This window comes from Rahnella sp. AA, assembly GCF_002834385.1.
Classification (GTDB): Bacteria; Pseudomonadota; Gammaproteobacteria; order Enterobacterales; family Enterobacteriaceae; genus Rahnella.
In genome coordinates, this window is the sequence record NZ_PITQ01000001.1 from 166,660 (window position 1) to 182,924 (window position 16,265).

14 protein-coding genes are annotated in these 16,265 nt (G+C 53.0%); 9 read left to right on the plus strand and 5 right to left on the minus strand.

Translation table 11 applies throughout. The features are described from left to right. The first annotated feature begins 17 nt into the window (after window positions 1–17). From mlaC to murA, 4 genes are all read left to right on the plus strand, one after another. A complete protein-coding gene (gene mlaC, locus CWS43_RS00780) occupies window positions 18–650 on the plus strand; it encodes a phospholipid-binding protein MlaC (RefSeq protein ID WP_101074972.1) in 633 nt (210 codons plus the stop codon). Continuing rightward, window positions 647–955 carry a lipid asymmetry maintenance protein MlaB gene (gene mlaB / locus CWS43_RS00785; RefSeq protein ID WP_101074973.1) on the plus strand — a complete coding sequence of 103 codons (309 nt, stop codon included), beginning with the start codon at window positions 647–649 and terminating at the stop codon, window positions 953–955. The genes mlaC and mlaB overlap by 4 nt, the downstream gene beginning before the upstream one ends. Before the next feature lie 160 nt (window positions 956–1,115). Further along, a complete protein-coding gene (ibaG, locus tag CWS43_RS00790; RefSeq protein ID WP_013577246.1) occupies window positions 1,116–1,370 on the plus strand; it encodes a BolA family iron metabolism protein IbaG in 255 nt (84 codons plus the stop codon). Window positions 1,371–1,435: 65 nt separating this feature from the next. Beyond that, the gene (gene murA, locus CWS43_RS00795) at window positions 1,436–2,695 is read left to right on the plus strand and encodes a UDP-N-acetylglucosamine 1-carboxyvinyltransferase (protein WP_101074974.1); all 1,260 of its coding nucleotides are present in this window, start codon (window positions 1,436–1,438) and stop codon (window positions 2,693–2,695) included. An 81-nt stretch (window positions 2,696–2,776) separates the two neighbouring features. Here the strand turns inward: murA and degS are convergent, their stop codons facing one another. From degS to zapG, 3 genes are all read right to left on the minus strand, one after another. Next, on the minus strand, window positions 2,777–3,844 hold the full coding sequence (gene degS, locus CWS43_RS00800; protein ID WP_101074975.1) for an outer membrane-stress sensor serine endopeptidase DegS: 1,068 nt from the start codon (window positions 3,842–3,844) through the stop codon (window positions 2,777–2,779). Window positions 3,845–3,931: 87 nt separating this feature from the next. Beyond that, the gene (gene degQ / locus CWS43_RS00805) at window positions 3,932–5,299 is read right to left on the minus strand and encodes a serine endoprotease DegQ (protein WP_101074976.1); all 1,368 of its coding nucleotides are present in this window, start codon (window positions 5,297–5,299) and stop codon (window positions 3,932–3,934) included. Window positions 5,300–5,457: 158 nt separating this feature from the next. After that, window positions 5,458–5,859, minus strand: a complete 402-nt coding sequence (gene zapG, locus CWS43_RS00810; protein WP_101074977.1) for a Z-ring associated protein ZapG — start codon at window positions 5,857–5,859, stop codon at window positions 5,458–5,460. Between the two features lie 285 nt (window positions 5,860–6,144). Between zapG and zapE the strand changes: the two genes are divergently transcribed. The 5 genes from zapE to sspB all read left to right on the plus strand — a co-directional run bounded on the left by zapE (window position 6,145) and on the right by sspB (window position 9,914). Next, window positions 6,145–7,284: a cell division protein ZapE gene (gene zapE, locus CWS43_RS00815; RefSeq protein ID WP_101075761.1), complete on the plus strand. Its 1,140-nt coding sequence runs from the start codon at window positions 6,145–6,147 to the stop codon at window positions 7,282–7,284. Window positions 7,285–7,602: 318 nt separating this feature from the next. Then, window positions 7,603–8,031 (plus strand): 50S ribosomal protein L13, encoded by a 429-nt coding sequence (rplM, locus tag CWS43_RS00825; RefSeq protein ID WP_013577239.1) that lies wholly within the window; start codon window positions 7,603–7,605, stop codon window positions 8,029–8,031. A gap of 16 nt (window positions 8,032–8,047) precedes the next feature. Further along, window positions 8,048–8,440, plus strand: a complete 393-nt coding sequence (rpsI, locus tag CWS43_RS00830) for a 30S ribosomal protein S9 (protein WP_017494267.1) — start codon at window positions 8,048–8,050, stop codon at window positions 8,438–8,440. A 334-nt stretch (window positions 8,441–8,774) separates the two neighbouring features. Continuing rightward, window positions 8,775–9,416, plus strand: coding sequence for a stringent starvation protein SspA (gene sspA, locus CWS43_RS00835; RefSeq protein WP_101074979.1), 642 nt, complete (start codon window positions 8,775–8,777; stop codon window positions 9,414–9,416). Window positions 9,417–9,419: 3 nt separating this feature from the next. Continuing rightward, complete coding sequence (gene sspB, locus CWS43_RS00840; protein ID WP_101074980.1) at window positions 9,420–9,914, plus strand: ClpXP protease specificity-enhancing factor; 495 nt, start codon at window positions 9,420–9,422, stop codon at window positions 9,912–9,914. 137 nt (window positions 9,915–10,051) lie between these two features. Here sspB and CWS43_RS00845 read toward each other — a convergent pair whose 3' ends face one another. Both CWS43_RS00845 and gltB read right to left on the minus strand, forming a co-directional pair. Beyond that, window positions 10,052–11,470, minus strand: a complete 1,419-nt coding sequence (locus tag CWS43_RS00845; RefSeq protein WP_101074981.1) for a glutamate synthase small subunit — start codon at window positions 11,468–11,470, stop codon at window positions 10,052–10,054. Between the two features lie 9 nt (window positions 11,471–11,479). Beyond that, a complete protein-coding gene (gltB, locus tag CWS43_RS00850) occupies window positions 11,480–15,937 on the minus strand; it encodes a glutamate synthase large subunit (RefSeq protein WP_101074982.1) in 4,458 nt (1,485 codons plus the stop codon). Window positions 15,938–16,265: the final 328 nt, after the last annotated feature.

Below are 16,265 nucleotides of genomic sequence, written 5' to 3' on the forward strand. Positions count from 1 at the left end.
TAAAAGAGGAAATAGATATGTTTAAACGTTTAGTTATCGCCGCGTTGTTGGTGGTTATGGCTCCGCTGGCCAATGCGGCTGTGGATAAAACTAACCCTTACAGCGTGATGAATGAAGCGGCGAATAAAACCTTCACTCGCCTTAAAACCGAACAGCCGAAAATTAAGCAAGACCCTAACTATCTGCGCCAGATCGTTCGCGATGAGCTGCTGCCGTACGTGCAGATTAAATACGCCGGTGCGCTGGTGTTAGGCCGTTATTACCAGCAGGCGACACCTGCCCAGCGTAATGCTTATTTCGCGGCGTTCTCTGATTACCTGCAACAGGCTTATGGTCAGGCGCTGGCCATGTACAACGGCCAGAGTTATACCGTGCAGCCCGAGCAGTCTTACGCAGGTAAAGACATCATCGCTATCCGTGTCACCATTACTGATCCCAATGGTCGTCCTCCCGTTCGCCTGGATTTCCAGTGGCGCAAAAACAGCATCACTAATGAGTGGCAGGCTTATGACATGATCGCCGAAGGCGTTAGCATGATTTCGACCAAGCAGAACGAATGGGCGGATATCTTGCGTCAGAAAGGTATTGATGGCCTGACTGCACGCCTGAAACAAGCTGCTGCCGAACCGATCACGCTGGATAAACAATGAGTGACGCATTGCGCTGGGAATCGCAGCCGCCGCGGCTAACGCTGCTCGGCGAACTGGATCGTGAAACGCTGGTGCCATTTTGGGATATCCGTAAGAAGCTGATGTCTGGCATCAATTGTCTGGATGTCTCCGGGCTGGAGCGCGTGGATTCTTCAGGTTTGGCGTTGTTAGTACACCTGCGTGAAGAAGCCAGCCAGCAAGGTGTGTCACTGGCGATTGCGGGTATTACCGACCGGCTGCATACACTGATTGCTTTATATAATCTTCAGGGCATTATCCCGACTGACTCACTGGAAAATAAGTGAACAGTTACGGGAGGTTAGGTGGCGGGATGTAAATCGTTGCCTTAATGTCCACAAAGCCCCTGTGCGAAACTCTTCCTCAGGGGCTTTTTCGTGGTTTAAGATTTGGTCCGATCCCTATAAGATATCGGGCTGTTATGATTCTTCAGAAGAATAGATCCCTATGGAAACAAGTGAAATTAAAGATGTGCTGATGAACGCATTGGCACTGGATGAAGCACACATTACTGGCGATGGCAGTCATTTTCAGGCCATTGTCGTTGGTGCGATGTTTGATGGCATGAGCCGCGTGAAAAAACAACAGACCGTTTACGCGCCGCTGATGGAATACATCGCCGACAATCGAATTCATGCGCTGTCTATTAAGGCTTATACCCCGGAAGAATGGGCGCGTGACCGTAAACTGAGCGGTTTATAAGACTGCCGGAGTTCCGGCAGCTTCCTCGTATTTGCTAAATACTTGAAATTAAGAGAGCAGTCATAATGGATAAATTTCGTGTACAGGGTGGGACTCGTCTTAGCGGCGAAGTCACTATCTCTGGTGCAAAAAATGCAGCACTTCCTATTTTGTTTGCCGCACTGCTTGCTGAAGAACCCGTTGAGCTTCAGAACGTTCCCCACCTGAAAGACATTGACACCACCATCAAACTGCTGAGCCAGCTCGGTACTAAAATCGAACGCAATGGCTCGGTGTTTGTCGATGCCAGCACAGTTAACGAGTTTTGTGCACCTTACGACCTGGTGAAAACTATGCGTGCTTCCATCTGGGCTCTTGGGCCTCTGGTGGCACGTTTTGGGCGTGGTGAGGTTTCCCTGCCTGGCGGCTGCGCGATTGGTGCACGTCCTGTTGACCTGCACATTACTGGCCTGGAACAGCTCGGTGCGACCATCGTGCTGGAAGAAGGCTACGTAAAAGCGTCAGTGGATGGCCGTCTGAAGGGCGCGCACATCGTGATGGACAAAGTCAGCGTGGGCGCGACCGTGACCATCATGAGCGCTGCGACGCTGGCGGAAGGCACGACCATTATTGAAAACGCCGCGCGTGAGCCGGAAATTGTCGATACCGCTAATTTCCTGAATACGCTGGGTGCAAAAATCACCGGCGCAGGTACTGATAAAATCACCATTGATGGCGTTGCACGCCTGGGTGGCGGTGTTTATCGCGTAGTGCCTGACCGTATCGAAACGGGCACATTCCTGGTGGCAGCTGCCATTTCCGGTGGCAAAATTACCTGCCGCGAAGCCCGTCCTGACACGCTGGATGCCGTGCTGGCAAAACTGCGTGAAGCCGGTGCGGATATCGAAGTGGGTGAAGACTGGATCAGCCTCGATATGCATGGCAAACGCGCCAAAGCGGTCACTTTCCGCACCGCACCGCATCCGGGGTTCCCGACCGATATGCAGGCACAATTCAGCCTGCTGAATCTGGTGGCGGAAGGTACAGGTGTGATTACTGAAACTATCTTCGAAAACCGCTTCATGCACATCCCTGAGCTTATCCGTATGGGCGCGCATGCGGAAATCGAAGGCAGCACCCTGATTTGCCACGGCGTTGAAAAACTGTCTGGCGCGCAGGTGATGGCGACCGATTTACGTGCGTCAGCCAGCCTGGTTCTGGCAGGCTGTATCGCGGAAGGCGTTACCGTTGTTGACCGTATTTATCACATCGACCGTGGCTACGAGCGTATCGAAGATAAACTGCGTCAGCTCGGCGCTAAAATTGAGCGTTTCAAAGGCGAGTAATCTTTACGCCGCACGCAATAAAAAAGCCGGAAGGGGAGACCTTTCCGGCTTTTTTCGTTATTTGTTCAGCGGGTACGGATATCAGTGTTCAGGGTATTCCTGCACAGTAATCTGCAAGGTCAGTTTTTGCCCATCGCGTATGATTTCCACCGGAATAACAGTACCAGGACGCACTTCGGCAACCTGATCCATTGTCTCGATAGCGGAGACAGCCGGTTTGTTATTAACGTTAACAATCACATCGCGAACTTGCATGCCCGCATTTGCCGCAGGGCCATTTGGTGTCACCTCGTTAACGACAATCCCCTGTATACGATCCAACCCGCTGTTCGGGCCATGCAGAGGAGAAACCTCGCGCCCGCTGATCCCGATATAACCACGGATCACTCGGCCATCGCGTATCAGTTTGCCCATGACTTTGGTTGCCAGAGCCGTTGGGATGGCAAAACCGATCCCTTCAGGCGTCGCGCCATCGTTGCTCTGATCAAAGGACAGTGTATTAATTCCCATCAGCTCGCCCAGTGAATTCACCAACGCACCGCCGGAGTTTCCCTGGTTGATAGATGCATCTGTTTGCAGAAAATTTTGGCGGCCTGAAGGGCTAAGACCAATACGTCCGGTCGCGCTGATAATGCCTTGTGTGACGGTCTGCCCGAGGTTATACGGGTTACCGATAGCCATGACGACATCACCCACATGAGGGGTACGGCGCGGATTAATCGGGATCACAGGAAGATTGCCGGCGTTAATTTTCAGCACGGCCAGATCCGTGAGGCTGTCAGAACCCACCAGCAACGCTTCAAACACGCGGCCATCTTGCAGGGCCACGATGATTTGGTCGGCATTATTGATAACGTGTTTATTCGTCAGGATATAACCGTTGTCATTCATGATCACACCGGATCCCAGCGTGCGAATAGCCAGCTCATTTTGAGAGCTGTTGCCCATGTTGCGGTTGTATACGTTGACGACGGCAGGTGCCGCGTGGCGGACCCCTGCGTTATAGCTGACGGGTTCCTCGCTGTTCTGGGCGAAATTGTTATCAAAGAGCGGCTCTGTAATGTTTTTACGCAGCACAGGCACGGCGGCCAGCAAAATGCCGGCAACAATCAGGCCGATAACAGCGGATCTCAAAAGCTTAACAAACATGGATGTATGGGATGCGAGATGAAAAGTGACTGCAGAATAGCATGAGTTAACCGGACGCAGCAGTATCTGCGTCCGATTTTCAACCCTTTACGGCATGAATAAGTAGATATTTTGGCCTTTACGTACAATGCTCAGGGCAATCAGATCGGGTTTGCTTTCAAGGATTTTACGCAAAGCCGCCAGATTCTCGAGTGGCTCGCGGTTTACCCCGATAATCACATCGTCTTTCTCAAGACCAATCTGATCCGCTGGCGTGCCTTTTTTCACGTCATCAACATGTACGCCTTTGCCGTTTTTATCGGTCGGGTCGCTCAGCGTGACGCCCTGAAGTGCCGGGTTGAGCTTCTCAATACTGACTTCTACCGCCGGGCTTTTATCCAGTGTGACGCTCACTGTCACCGGCTTACCTTCGCGCAGCAAGCCAATCTGCATGGTGACGCCAGGGCCTGCGGTACCCACTTTCGCACGCAATTCCGCGAAGCTGCTCAGGGTTTTTCCCTGCAACGTGATCAGTACGTCACCAGGTTTAATGCCCGCTTTCGCCGCAGCAGAATCAGGCAGAACTTCGTTGACGAATGCTCCACGCTGGCTGTCCAGTTTAAATGCCTGCGCCAGTTCAGGTGTCATTTCACTGCCACGGATCCCCAGCAGGCCGCGCTTCACTTCACCGAACTCGATCAACTGGTGGCTTAGGTTTTTCGCCATATTAACCGGGATTGCGAAACCAATACCGACGCTGCCGCCCTGGGAAGAGATAATGGCGGTGTTGATGCCAATCAGCTCGCCTTTCAGGTCAAGCAATGCGCCACCGGAGTTCCCACGGTTAATCGAGGCATCGGTTTGGATAAAGTTTTCCAACCCTTCAAGATTCAGGCCACTGCGACCCAATGCCGAAACAATTCCGGATGTGACGGTCTGGCCGAGGCCAAACGGGTTACCCACGGCAACGGCAAAATCACCGACGCGCAGGTTGTCGGAATCCGCCATCGTGATTTGGGTGAGATTTTTAGCATCAATCAGCTGAATCACGGCGATGTCGGATTGATCGTCTTTACCAATAAGTTTGGCTTTGTATTCACGGCCGTCATTAAGCTGAACGCTGATTTTGTCTGCGTTATTCACCACATGATTGTTGGTGAGCACGTAACCTTTTGCTGCATCAATGATGACGCCAGAGCCCAGACCTTCAAACGGCTGCGGGCCGGGATTTGGTTCAGGATCTTGCTGGCCGAAGAAGAATTTATATTCCGGTGGTACATCTGCACTCGGTGGTTGGGTGCCGGATACCTGAACACCAACTACGGCAGGCAAGACTTTCTCCAGCATCGGAGCAAGGCTTGGTAACGGTTGTCCCTGAACTTCCGTCGGTAAAGCAGCATTCGCCATAGGCGCAGAAGCGAAAGTTAATCCAAGGCTAACAGCTAACACACTGAGCAAATATGACTTTTTCTTCATCACGATAACTCTCTCGCTTTCTGTAATGGACGTCAGGTTTGGGCAATAGAACAGTGATTCACAGCACGGGAAGGATCAGGTCGGGAGAACGTCGCGTGCATGAAGCATACGACGTTTTGAGTACCGGCGCGGTGAACCGCACCGGTTAATGACATCTGTTATTTACGAACAGGACGCTCGCCGCGCAGCAAGCCTGATGCGCCATCAGAATAATCACGTGGCATCTGGACCGGAACCTGATCGTTATCGGCTTCAGAGCCTGTCAGGCGGTAGTTGAACGGATTTTCCTGTTCTGGCATATCGGGCAGCAGGTTGTTGGAACTCTTTGCCATATGCTGATAAAGCTGGCGGTAATCTGTCGCCATGTTATCAAGCAACTCAGCGCTGCGGGCAAAGTGGCCCACCAGTTCCTGACGATATTCATCGAGTTCTGCTTTGCTTTTCTCCAGCTCGTTTTTCATGACTTGTTGATCACGTAATTTACGATTACCAAAGCGCATCGCTACCGCACCAATCGCGATACCGACCACTAATCCAATGAGCGCATACTCCCAGGTCATAATGACTCCTATTTTGACTTCGTTGTCCCGCAGGGCTTTTTCACGTAACTTTTATGACTTAACTTTTTTGGACAATAGTTTTAACGTAATTGTCACACGAATTCGTCATGCAATAGCTCCACTATAACCGTTAACCTTGTCAGAGTGGAATCCTGCCGGGAAAATCACTGCTCCCTGTCGTTTTTTTCATACACAGACGGCAGGGAAATGCGGCGAACCCACAGTAAAAAAGCGGCTAAACAACGTGAAAAACGTAAAATTTTTTTCTCAGGGACGTTAACTAACATGCAACCCAAATCACCCCTTATTCTTTATCAGAGTGCCGTTGATGCCGGAGAGTTCCAGCCGGATGCCGTTCAGCAGCAGGCCGTCGGTCAGCTTGACGTTATTTATCAGGCGCTTTCCGCTTTGCCCGTTGCCTCGCCAGCCCCTGCTGCGCGCGGTGGCTTGCTGGGCCGTTTGTTCGGTAAAGCGCCGGTAAAAACCGCCCAACGCCCGGTTCAGGGGCTGTATATGTGGGGCGGCGTCGGGCGCGGTAAAACCTGGCTGATGGATTTGTTTTTCCACAGTCTGCCCGGTGAACGCAAACTGCGCCTGCATTTCCACCGCTTTATGCTGCGTGTCCATGAAGAACTGACGCAGCTTCAGGGCCAGGAAGATCCGCTGGAAGTCATCGCCGATAAATTCAAAACCGAAACCGATGTTCTGTGTTTCGACGAGTTTTTTGTCTCGGATATTACCGACGCTATGCTGCTGGCGACGCTGTTGCAGGCGTTATTTGCGCGCGGCATCACGCTGATTGCGACGTCCAACATTCCGCCAGATCAGCTGTACCGTAACGGATTGCAGCGCGCACGGTTCCTGCCCGCCATTGATCTGATTAAGGAGTACTGCGATGTGCTGAATGTGGACGCGGGCATTGATTATCGTCTGCGCACATTAACGCAGGCGAATTTATGGCTGTCTCCGGCAGGTCCTGAAGCGACGGTTGCGATGCAAAGCATGCTGGGGAAACTGACCGGTAACCACAGCGGAGATTCTGGTGCTGAACCGGTGATGCTGGAAGTGAATCACCGGCCGTTGCAGGCGCTCGCGGCGGTAGACGGCGTTCTGGCGGTAGAATTCCATACCTTATGTGAAGAAGCGCGCAGCCAGCTCGACTATATTGCGCTGTCGAAAATCTACCACAGCGTGTTGCTGCATAACGTTCCTGTGATGGCTGCTGACAGCGAGAATGCGGCGCGGCGTTTTCTGGCGCTGGTCGATGAGTTCTACGAACGCCATGTGAAACTGGTGATTTCAGCAGCGGTACCGATGTTTGAGATTTATCAGGGCGAGCGTCTGAAGTTTGAATATCAGCGCTGTCTGTCGCGCCTGCAGGAGATGCAAAGCGAGGAATACCTCAAACGTCCGCATCTGCCGTGATTTTAGGTTGATTATTATTTGTTCGATTTGTGATATAAAAGCGTCTGTCGTTTTTGCAAGGCGAACCCTCCGGGCGACTTGAGGGAAATCTTTCTTTTTGTCGAAAAAGGGTTCGATCTTTGCAGAGGACTTCTCTATAATCTTGCGACCCCACGTTACTACAAAGTTTTTTTCCCGAAACTTTATAAGTGCCAGCATTGGCTATTCGAAGGGGTAGGTTTGCTGGACGATGGTCGTGTGAACCTCAAATACTTATTTTATAAACAAGTAAGCGTTCGGGTGTTCGCCAACGTGTAACTTTAATTGGGTAAGCTTTTAATGAAAACTTTTACAGCTAAACCGGAAACCGTACAACGTGACTGGTTCGTAGTTGACGCTACCGGCAAGACCTTAGGTCGCCTGGCCACTGAACTGGCCCGCCGTCTGCGTGGCAAACATAAAGCGGAATACACTCCGCACGTTGATACTGGTGATTACATCATCGTTCTGAACGCAGAAAAAGTTGCTGTAACCGGCAACAAGCGTAACGACAAGATTTATTACCATCACACTGGCCACATCGGTGGTATCAAGCAAGCGACCTTTGAAGAGATGATCGCTCGCCGTCCTGAACGCGTGATCGAGCTCGCGGTTAAAGGCATGTTGCCAAAGGGCCCGTTGGGTCGTGCAATGTACCGTAAAATGAAAGTTTACGCGGGTAACGAGCACACTCATGCGGCGCAACAACCGCAAGTTCTTGACATTTAATTCGGGATTATAGGCAATGGCTGAAAATCAATACTACGGCACTGGTCGCCGCAAAAGCTCCGCCGCTCGTGTTTTCATCAAACCGGGTAGTGGTAACATCGTAATTAACCAGCGTAGCCTGGAACAGTACTTTGGTCGTGAAACTGCCCGCATGGTAGTTCGTCAACCACTGGAACTGGTCGACATGGTTGAGAAATTCGACCTGTACATCACTGTTAAAGGTGGTGGTATCTCCGGTCAAGCTGGTGCTATCCGTCACGGTATCACCCGTGCACTGATGGAATATGACGAAAATCTGCGTTCTGAGCTGCGTAAAGCTGGCTTCGTAACTCGCGATGCTCGTCAGGTTGAACGTAAGAAAGTCGGTCTGCGTAAAGCACGTCGTCGTCCTCAGTTCTCCAAACGTTAATTTTCTGCTGCTTACGCAGCTCAGTGCTTCGGCACGAAAATCAGCGTCAAAAACCCGGTGTTTCACCGGGTTTTTTTATGCCTGTGATTCAGGCTTTCAGGAGAAAATGATCTCCTGACACACAATTCCCCATGAAATCGTCTCACCGTCCCCCACAGCCTGCTTAAAATCTGGTAAACTATCACACACTTTTGTGCCTATTCGCCGAGCAGTTGACGTTGCCGCGCTTCCTGGCTGGGTTCGCCTTGCCTATGGTTGTCTATGAAACTACGGGACAAAAACTGCAGGCTGGCGATAACTCGCTGTAATATTCTAGATAAACTTGGAGGTTTTCATGGCTGTCGCTGCCAACAAACGTTCGGTAATGACGCTGTTTTCCGGCCCGACCGACATTTTTAGCCATCAAGTACGTATCGTACTGGCGGAAAAAGGTGTCAGTGTCGAGATCGAGCAGGTTGAGATGGATCACCTGCCGCAGGATCTTATTGACCTCAACCCGTATCGCACCGTTCCAACGCTGGTCGATCGTGAGCTGACCCTGTTCGAATCCCGCATCATTATGGAATATCTTGATGAGCGTTTCCCGCACCCACCACTGATGCCGGTTTACCCGGTTGCCCGTGGCGAGAGCCGTCTGATGATGCATCGCATCGAAAACGACTGGTACTCTCTGATGCGTCAAATCGAACAAGGTTCTGCGACCGAAGCAGATGCTGCGCGTAAACAACTTCGCGAAGAGTTGCTGGCGATTGCGCCAATTTTCTCTTATATGCCTTACTTCAAAAGCGAAGAGTTCAGCCTGGTTGATTGCTACCTGGCTCCGCTGCTGTGGCGTTTGCCAGAACTGGGTATCGAGTTGTCAGGTGCCGGTTCTAAAGAGCTGAAAGGCTATATGACTCGCGTCTTTGAACGTGATGCGTTCCTGGCTTCCCTGACTGAAGCTGAGCGCGAAATGCGTTTGCATACCCGAGGTTAAGGTATGGAGATGACCGACATGACTCCGCGTCGCCCCTATTTGCTACGGGCTTTTTATGACTGGCTGCTAGACAACCAGTTAACTCCGCATCTGGTGGTTGACGTGACGATGCCTGGCGTGATGGTGCCGATGGAGTTTGCGCGTGACGGACAAATTGTTCTGAACGTTGCACCGCGTGCTGTCGGCAATCTCGAACTGGGCAACGACGATGTACGCTTCAATGCACGTTTTGGCGGCGTACCGCGTAACGTTTTTGTCCCAATTGCCGCCGTTTTGGCCATTTATGCCCGTGAGAATGGTGCAGGTACCATGTTCGAACCTGAGCCTGCTTACGAAGCTGAAGGTGCCTTTGATGGCGATCTGAGCGTAGAAGAGCCGTCAGAGCCAACGATGTCAGTCATTGATGGCGATTTGCCCGATGTGGCTGAAGACGATTCGGATGACGAGCCGCCGACTCCGCCACGCGGTGGTCGCCCGGCACTGCGCGTTGTGAAATAACACCGCGCTTGTCATCTCATCCGGCTAAAACCCTGCGTTGCTACGCGGGGTTTTTTATTGCCTGAATTTGGCCTCAGGCGTTCTCTTACTCAATAAAAAAGGCCGCTTTCGCGGCCTTCGTGAAGAACAAAATGAAATTACACTTCGAGGTAATTCATGATGCCTTCTGCGGCCTTTCGGCCTTCGGCAATCGCCGTGACTACCAGATCAGAACCGCGAACCGCATCGCCACCAGCGAAGATTTTCGGGTTGCTGGTCTGGAAAGCGTTGTCGCTGCCTTCCGGTGCCACAATGCGCCCGGATGAATCGAGCTCAACGTCGTGCGATGCCAGCCATTCCATTTTATGAGGGCGGAAGCCAAACGCCATGACCACAGCATCGGCTTCCATCACGTGCTCGGAGCCGGCTACGATTTCTGCACGACGACGGCCCGCTGCGTCTGGCGCACCGAGTTCAGTGCGGGCCATTCGCACGCCACACACGCGGCCAGAATCGTTCAGTTCGATGCTCAGCGGTTGCAGGTTGAACTTGAAATCAACGCCTTCTTCGCGGGCATTCTTCACTTCACGACGAGAGCCTGGCATGTTCTCTTCGTCACGGCGATACGCACAGGTCACATGCGTTGCGCCCTGACGGATTGAAGTACGCACACAGTCCATTGCGGTATCACCACCGCCCAGAACCACAACGCGTTTCTTATCCATCGTGACGTAAGGCTCTTCCTGGCTGTCGTCGTAGCCCATCAGCTGTTTGGTGTTAGCGATGAGGAACGGCAGGGCGTCGTAAACACCCGGCGCGTCTTCGTTCTGTAAGCCACCGCGCATTGACTGATAAGTTCCGACGCCGAGGAAGACAGAATCATATTCTGCCAGCAGGGCTTCAATCGTGATGTCTTTACCGACTTCCGTATTGAGCTGGAACTCGATACCCATCTCGGTGAAGATTTCACGACGCTTGGTCATCACTGATTTTTCCAGCTTGAAGGCCGGAATACCGAATGTCAGCAAGCCGCCGATTTCCGGGTGACGATCGTAAACCACTGCTTTCACGCCGTTACGGGTCAGCACGTCAGCACAGGCTAAGCCTGCCGGACCTGCGCCGATAATTGCCACACGTTTACCGGTCGGGTGTACGTGAGACATATCCGGACGCCAGCCCATTTCGATCGCTTTATCGTTGATGTAGCGCTCGATGTTACCGATAGTCACCGCGCCGAATTCATCATTCAGCGTGCAGGAACCTTCGCAAAGTCGGTCCTGCGGACAAACGCGTCCGCAAACTTCCGGCAGGCTGTTGGTCTGGTGCGCGAGATCTGCCGCTTCCATGATGCGGCCTTCGTTTGCCAGCTTCAGCCAGTTCGGAATGTAGTTATGTACCGGACATTTCCATTCGCAGTAAGGGTTACCACAAGACAGGCAGCGGTCTGCCTGCGATGCAGCCTGAGTTGCTGAGAACGGCTCGTAAATTTCCACAAACTCAATTTTACGGATCTTCAGCGCTTTTTTAGGCGGATCAACACGCTGTAAGTCGACAAATTGATAAACGTTTTGACTCATCTTAACCTCTTACTGCGCTTGTACCCGCAGCTCAGCTGCGGAACGACTACGGTGACCCAACAATGCTTTGACATCACTGGACTTCGGTTTTATCAGGGCAAATTTAGGCGCCCATTCCGGCCAGTTCGCCAAAATCTCTTCACCACGGGTCGATGCGGTCAACTGTACGTGTTCGATGATCAAACCGCGCAGATGCTCTTCATGGATAGCCAGGTCGGCCACTTCCAGGACTTCAACCAGTTCCGGGTTAACGCGTTTGCGGAATTCGCCGTCTTCATCGAGAACGTAAGCGAAACCACCGGTCATGCCTGCGCCAAAGTTAACGCCGGTACGACCCAGAACACACACAATACCGCCGGTCATGTATTCACAACCGTTATCGCCGATGCCTTCAACCACGGTGATAGCACCGGAGTTACGCACCGCGAAACGCTCGCCCGCACGGCCAGCCGCAAACATCTTGCCGCCGGTTGCGCCATATAGACAGGTGTTACCGATAATGCTGGCTTCGTGGCTGCGGAACGCTGAACCGATTGGCGGACGAATCGCAATCCGGCCACCGGCCATGCCTTTGCCCACGTAGTCGTTCGCGTCACCGGTCAGCATTAAATCTACGCCGCCTGCGTTCCAGACGCCAAAGCTTTGACCTGCGGTGCCGTTAAAGTTAATACGTACCGGATCTGCCGCCATGCCCTGATCGCCATGCTTTTCAGCAATCGCGCCGGACAATGTCGCACCGACTGAACGGTCAGTGTTGCGGATATCGAAGTAGAACGCTTTGCTCTGCTTAGAATCGATATGTGGCGCAGCCTGTTCCAGAATATCTTTGTTCAGCTGGCCTTTGTCGAACGCCGGGTTGCCTTCAGTGCAGTACACCGCTTTGCCTTCGTGCGGCGTCGCGGTTGCCAGCATCGCAGACAGATCCAGATTGTTTTGTTTCGCCGTGAAGCCATCCAGTTCGGTGAGCAGATCGGTACGACCAATCAGATCCACCAGCTGGCTGACACCCAGTTCGGCCATGATTTCACGGGTTTCCTGCGTGATAAACTTGAAGTAGTTCGTCACACGTTCTGGCAGGCCGTGATAATGGTTACGACGCAGTTTGTCATCCTGAGTTGCCACACCCGTTGCGCAGTTATTCAGGTGGCAAATACGCAGGTATTTACAACCCAGCGCGACCATCGGGCCGGTACCGAAACCGAAGCTTTCAGCGCCCAGGATTGCCGCTTTGATGATGTCCAGACCGGTTTTCAGGCCGCCATCAACTTGTAAACGAATTTTGTGACGCAGGCCGTTAGCCACCAGCGCCTGCTGTGTTTCCACCAGGCCCAGTTCCCACGGACAGCCCGCGTATTTGACCGAAGACAGCGGGCTTGCGCCGGTGCCGCCGTCGTAACCTGCGATAGTGATCAGGTCTGCATACGCTTTCGCCACGCCGACCGCAATGGTGCCAACGCCCGGTTCTGAAACCAGTTTCACCGAAATCATTGCTTTCGGGTTGACCTGTTTCAAGTCGAAGATCAGCTGTGCCAGATCCTCGATGGAATAAATATCGTGGTGAGGCGGTGGAGAAATCAGGGTCACGCCCGGCACGGAATAACGCAGCTTCGCGATGTACGGCGTCACTTTGTCACCCGGCAACTGGCCGCCTTCGCCTGGTTTTGCACCTTGCGCCACTTTGATCTGAATAACGTCAGCATTCACCAGATACGCTGGCGTCACGCCGAATCGACCCGACGCTACCTGTTTGATGCGTGATACTTTATTGGTGCCGTAACGCGCAGGGTCTTCGCCACCTTCGCCGGAGTTAGAACGTCCGCCGATGCTGTTCATCGCTTCGGCCAGAGACTCATGCGCTTCAGGGCTTAACGCACCGATAGACATTGCCGCGGTATCGAAACGGGTAAACAGACCTTCAGCCGGTTCTACCTGATCAACCGGAATCGGCTGGCCTTTCGGCGTGACTTTCAGCAAGTCGCGCAGTGTCGCCACCGGGCGCTCGTTCACCAGTTTTGCGTAAGCTTTATAATCGTCGTAATCGCCGCTGTTCACTGCGGTTTGCAGCGTGGTGACGACGTCAGGGTTGTACGCGTGATATTCGCCGCCGTGGACAAATTTCAGCAGACCGCCCTGATCCAAAGTTTTGCGTTTCAGCCAGGCGCGTTTGGACAGGTTCAGCAGATCCTGTTCAAAGTCGCTGTAACCGGCACCGCCTATGCGGCTGACCACGCCGTTGAAGCAGGTGTTGCACAAATCTTTCGCCAGGCCGACGGCTTCAAACAGTTTCGAACAACGGTAAGAGGCGACGGTGGAAATGCCCATTTTGGACATGATTTTGTACAGACCTTTGTTGATGCCGTTACGGTAGTTCAGCATCACTTCACGGTATTTTTTCTCGATGACCTGCGAATCCACCAGCTTGGCCAGCGTTTCGTAGGCCAGATATGGATAAACCGCGGTCGCACCGAAGCCGATCAGCACGGCAAAGTGGTGCGGGTCGCGTGCGCTGGCGGTTTCAACAATGATGTTGGCGTCGCAGCGCAGGCTTTTTTCCACCAGACGCAACTGCAACGCGCCGACGGCCATTGGCGCAGGAAGTGGCAAGCGGTTTGGTGCAATGTTGCGGTCAGACAGCACCAGCAGAACCGCGCCGTTACGCACTTTCTGTTCGCCTTCGTCACAGAGCTTCTGGACGAACTGCTCCATATTCTGCTCGGTCGGATCGTAAGTCAGATCCAGCGTTTCCGCTCGATAGTGTTTGCTGTCGAGCGTGGTCAGCTGTTTGAAATCAGACCACAGCAGGATTGGCGATTTGAAACTCAGACGGTGTGCCTGACCTTCAGCTTCGCAAAATACGTTCATTTCGCGGCCAATGCTGGTCGCCAGAGACATCACGTGCGCTTCACGTAGCGGGTCGATTGGCGGGTTGGTCACCTGCGCAAATTGCTGGCGGAAGTAGTCATACACGATGCGAGGACGGCTGGAGAGCACGGCAAATGGCGTATCGTCGCCCATTGAACCGACGGCTTCCTGACCGTTCTCACCCAACACGCGGATGATCTGATCTAATTCTTCGCTGCTGTAGCCAAACTGTTTCTGGAAGGTTTCCAGCGTGCTGTCATCGAGCTCGCGGCTGCCGACCTGATCTTCAGCCAGATCTTCAAACGGCACCAGACGCTGAACGTTTTTCTCCATCCATTGCTTATAGGGATGGCGGCCTTTCAGGTCGTTATCCGTTTCTGCCGAGTGGTGGATTTTACCGCTGCGGGTATCGATCACCATCAGTTCGCCCGGGCCAACGCGGCCTTTCTCAACGACTTCATCAGGCTGGTAATCCCAGATCCCGACTTCTGACGCGCAGGTGATCAGCTTGTCTTTGGTGATGACATAACGCGCCGGACGCAAACCGTTACGGTCGAGGTTACAGGCGGCGTAGCGGCCATCTGACATCACGATACCGGCCGGGCCATCCCACGGCTCCATGTGCATGGAGTTAAAGTCGAAGAACGCGCGTAAATCGTCGTCCATATCCGGGTTTTGCTGCCAGGCTGGCGGAACCAGCAAACGCATGGCGCGCAGCAAATCCATACCGCCGGCCAGGAACAGTTCCAGCATGTTGTCCAGCGAACTGGAGTCCGAGCCGGTTTCATTCACGAACGGTGAGGCGTCTTGCAGATCGGGGATCAGCGGCGTTTTGAATTTATACGCACGGGCGCGGGCCCACTGGCGGTTACCGGTGATGGTGTTGATTTCGCCGTTGTGCGCCAGATAGCGGAAAGGCTGAGCCAGTTGCCAGCGCGGTACGGTGTTGGTCGAGAAACGCTGGTGGAACAGGCAAATTGCTGATTCCAGGCGCAGGTCGGCCAGGTCTAAATAGAAGCGTGGCAGATCCGCAGGCATACACAGGCCTTTGTAGATCGTAACCACGTTGGAGAAACTGCACACATAGAAGTCTTTATCCTGAATGCGTTTCTCAATACGGCGGCGCGCCATGTACAGACGGCGTTCCATGTCACGCGGACGCCAGCCGGCGGGTGCGTTAACAAAAATTTGTTCGATACGAGGCAGGGAGGAAAGCGCGATTTCACCGAGTACGTCCGGGTTAGTCGGAACGTCACGCCAGCCCACCACGGACAGCGTCTCGTTTTGCAACTCTTCTTCAACAATGCGGCGGCTCGCCTCAGCTTCTTTTTCATCTTTGCTGAGGAACAGCATGCCGACGGCATAGTTCTTCGCCAGGCGCCAGCCGCGCTCTTCGGCAATCATGCGGAAGAAGCGGTCAGGTTTTTGTAAATGCAGGCCGCAACCGTCGCCGGTCTTGCCGTCAGCAAGGATCGCGCCACGGTGTTGCATACGGGCCAGTGCGTGGATCGCGGTACGCACGACCTTATGGCTAGGTTCGCCTTCTATATGGGCGATCAGGCCGAAACCACAGTTGTCCCTCTCTTGGGATTTATCGTACAACATAACGTGAACCTCCCCAGGCTCTGCGAGACTCACACACCAAACGCGAGTGGACTTATTCACAGAGTTTATCCGCAATAGCGCGCACTCTTGCGGTGCGTTTATTGCCCGGACATCTCCGTCAAAGGCCTCTCGTGATGGTTCTCACAAGTGGTGGTTGACTTGTTTTAATGAGGGAGTCTTCAATTACTGCATAAATATGACGAGTTGCTCACCCGTCGAGATTGCTTCCAGCGGACTCCCAACTTAGCGAGAAAGCACAGACAGGTCAAATGGCGATTTAAGTTATATTAAAAGTGATATAAAGGCATTTAATTATATGAAAAATATA

Bases quoted from the DNA above. Each gene is read 5' to 3' on its own strand.
- ibaG (WP_013577246.1), top strand. From the start codon at position 1,116: ATGGAAACAAGTGAAATTAAAGATGTGCTGATGAACGCATTGGCACTG.
- CWS43_RS00845 (WP_101074981.1), bottom strand. From the start codon at position 11,470: ATGAGTCAAAACGTTTATCAATTTGTCGACTTACAGCGTGTTGATCCG.
- zapE (WP_101075761.1), top strand. From the start codon at position 6,145: ATGCAACCCAAATCACCCCTTATTCTTTATCAGAGTGCCGTTGATGCC.
- sspA (WP_101074979.1), top strand. From the start codon at position 8,775: ATGGCTGTCGCTGCCAACAAACGTTCGGTAATGACGCTGTTTTCCGGC.
- rplM (WP_013577239.1), top strand. From the start codon at position 7,603: ATGAAAACTTTTACAGCTAAACCGGAAACCGTACAACGTGACTGGTTC.
- zapG (WP_101074977.1), bottom strand. From the start codon at position 5,859: ATGACCTGGGAGTATGCGCTCATTGGATTAGTGGTCGGTATCGCGATT.
- mlaB (WP_101074973.1), top strand. From the start codon at position 647: ATGAGTGACGCATTGCGCTGGGAATCGCAGCCGCCGCGGCTAACGCTG.
- sspB (WP_101074980.1), top strand. From the start codon at position 9,420: ATGGAGATGACCGACATGACTCCGCGTCGCCCCTATTTGCTACGGGCT.
- gltB (WP_101074982.1), bottom strand. From the start codon at position 15,937: ATGTTGTACGATAAATCCCAAGAGAGGGACAACTGTGGTTTCGGCCTG.
- murA (WP_101074974.1), top strand. From the start codon at position 1,436: ATGGATAAATTTCGTGTACAGGGTGGGACTCGTCTTAGCGGCGAAGTC.
- degS (WP_101074975.1), bottom strand. From the start codon at position 3,844: ATGTTTGTTAAGCTTTTGAGATCCGCTGTTATCGGCCTGATTGTTGCC.
- degQ (WP_101074976.1), bottom strand. From the start codon at position 5,299: ATGAAGAAAAAGTCATATTTGCTCAGTGTGTTAGCTGTTAGCCTTGGA.
- mlaC (WP_101074972.1), top strand. From the start codon at position 18: ATGTTTAAACGTTTAGTTATCGCCGCGTTGTTGGTGGTTATGGCTCCG.
- rpsI (WP_017494267.1), top strand. From the start codon at position 8,048: ATGGCTGAAAATCAATACTACGGCACTGGTCGCCGCAAAAGCTCCGCC.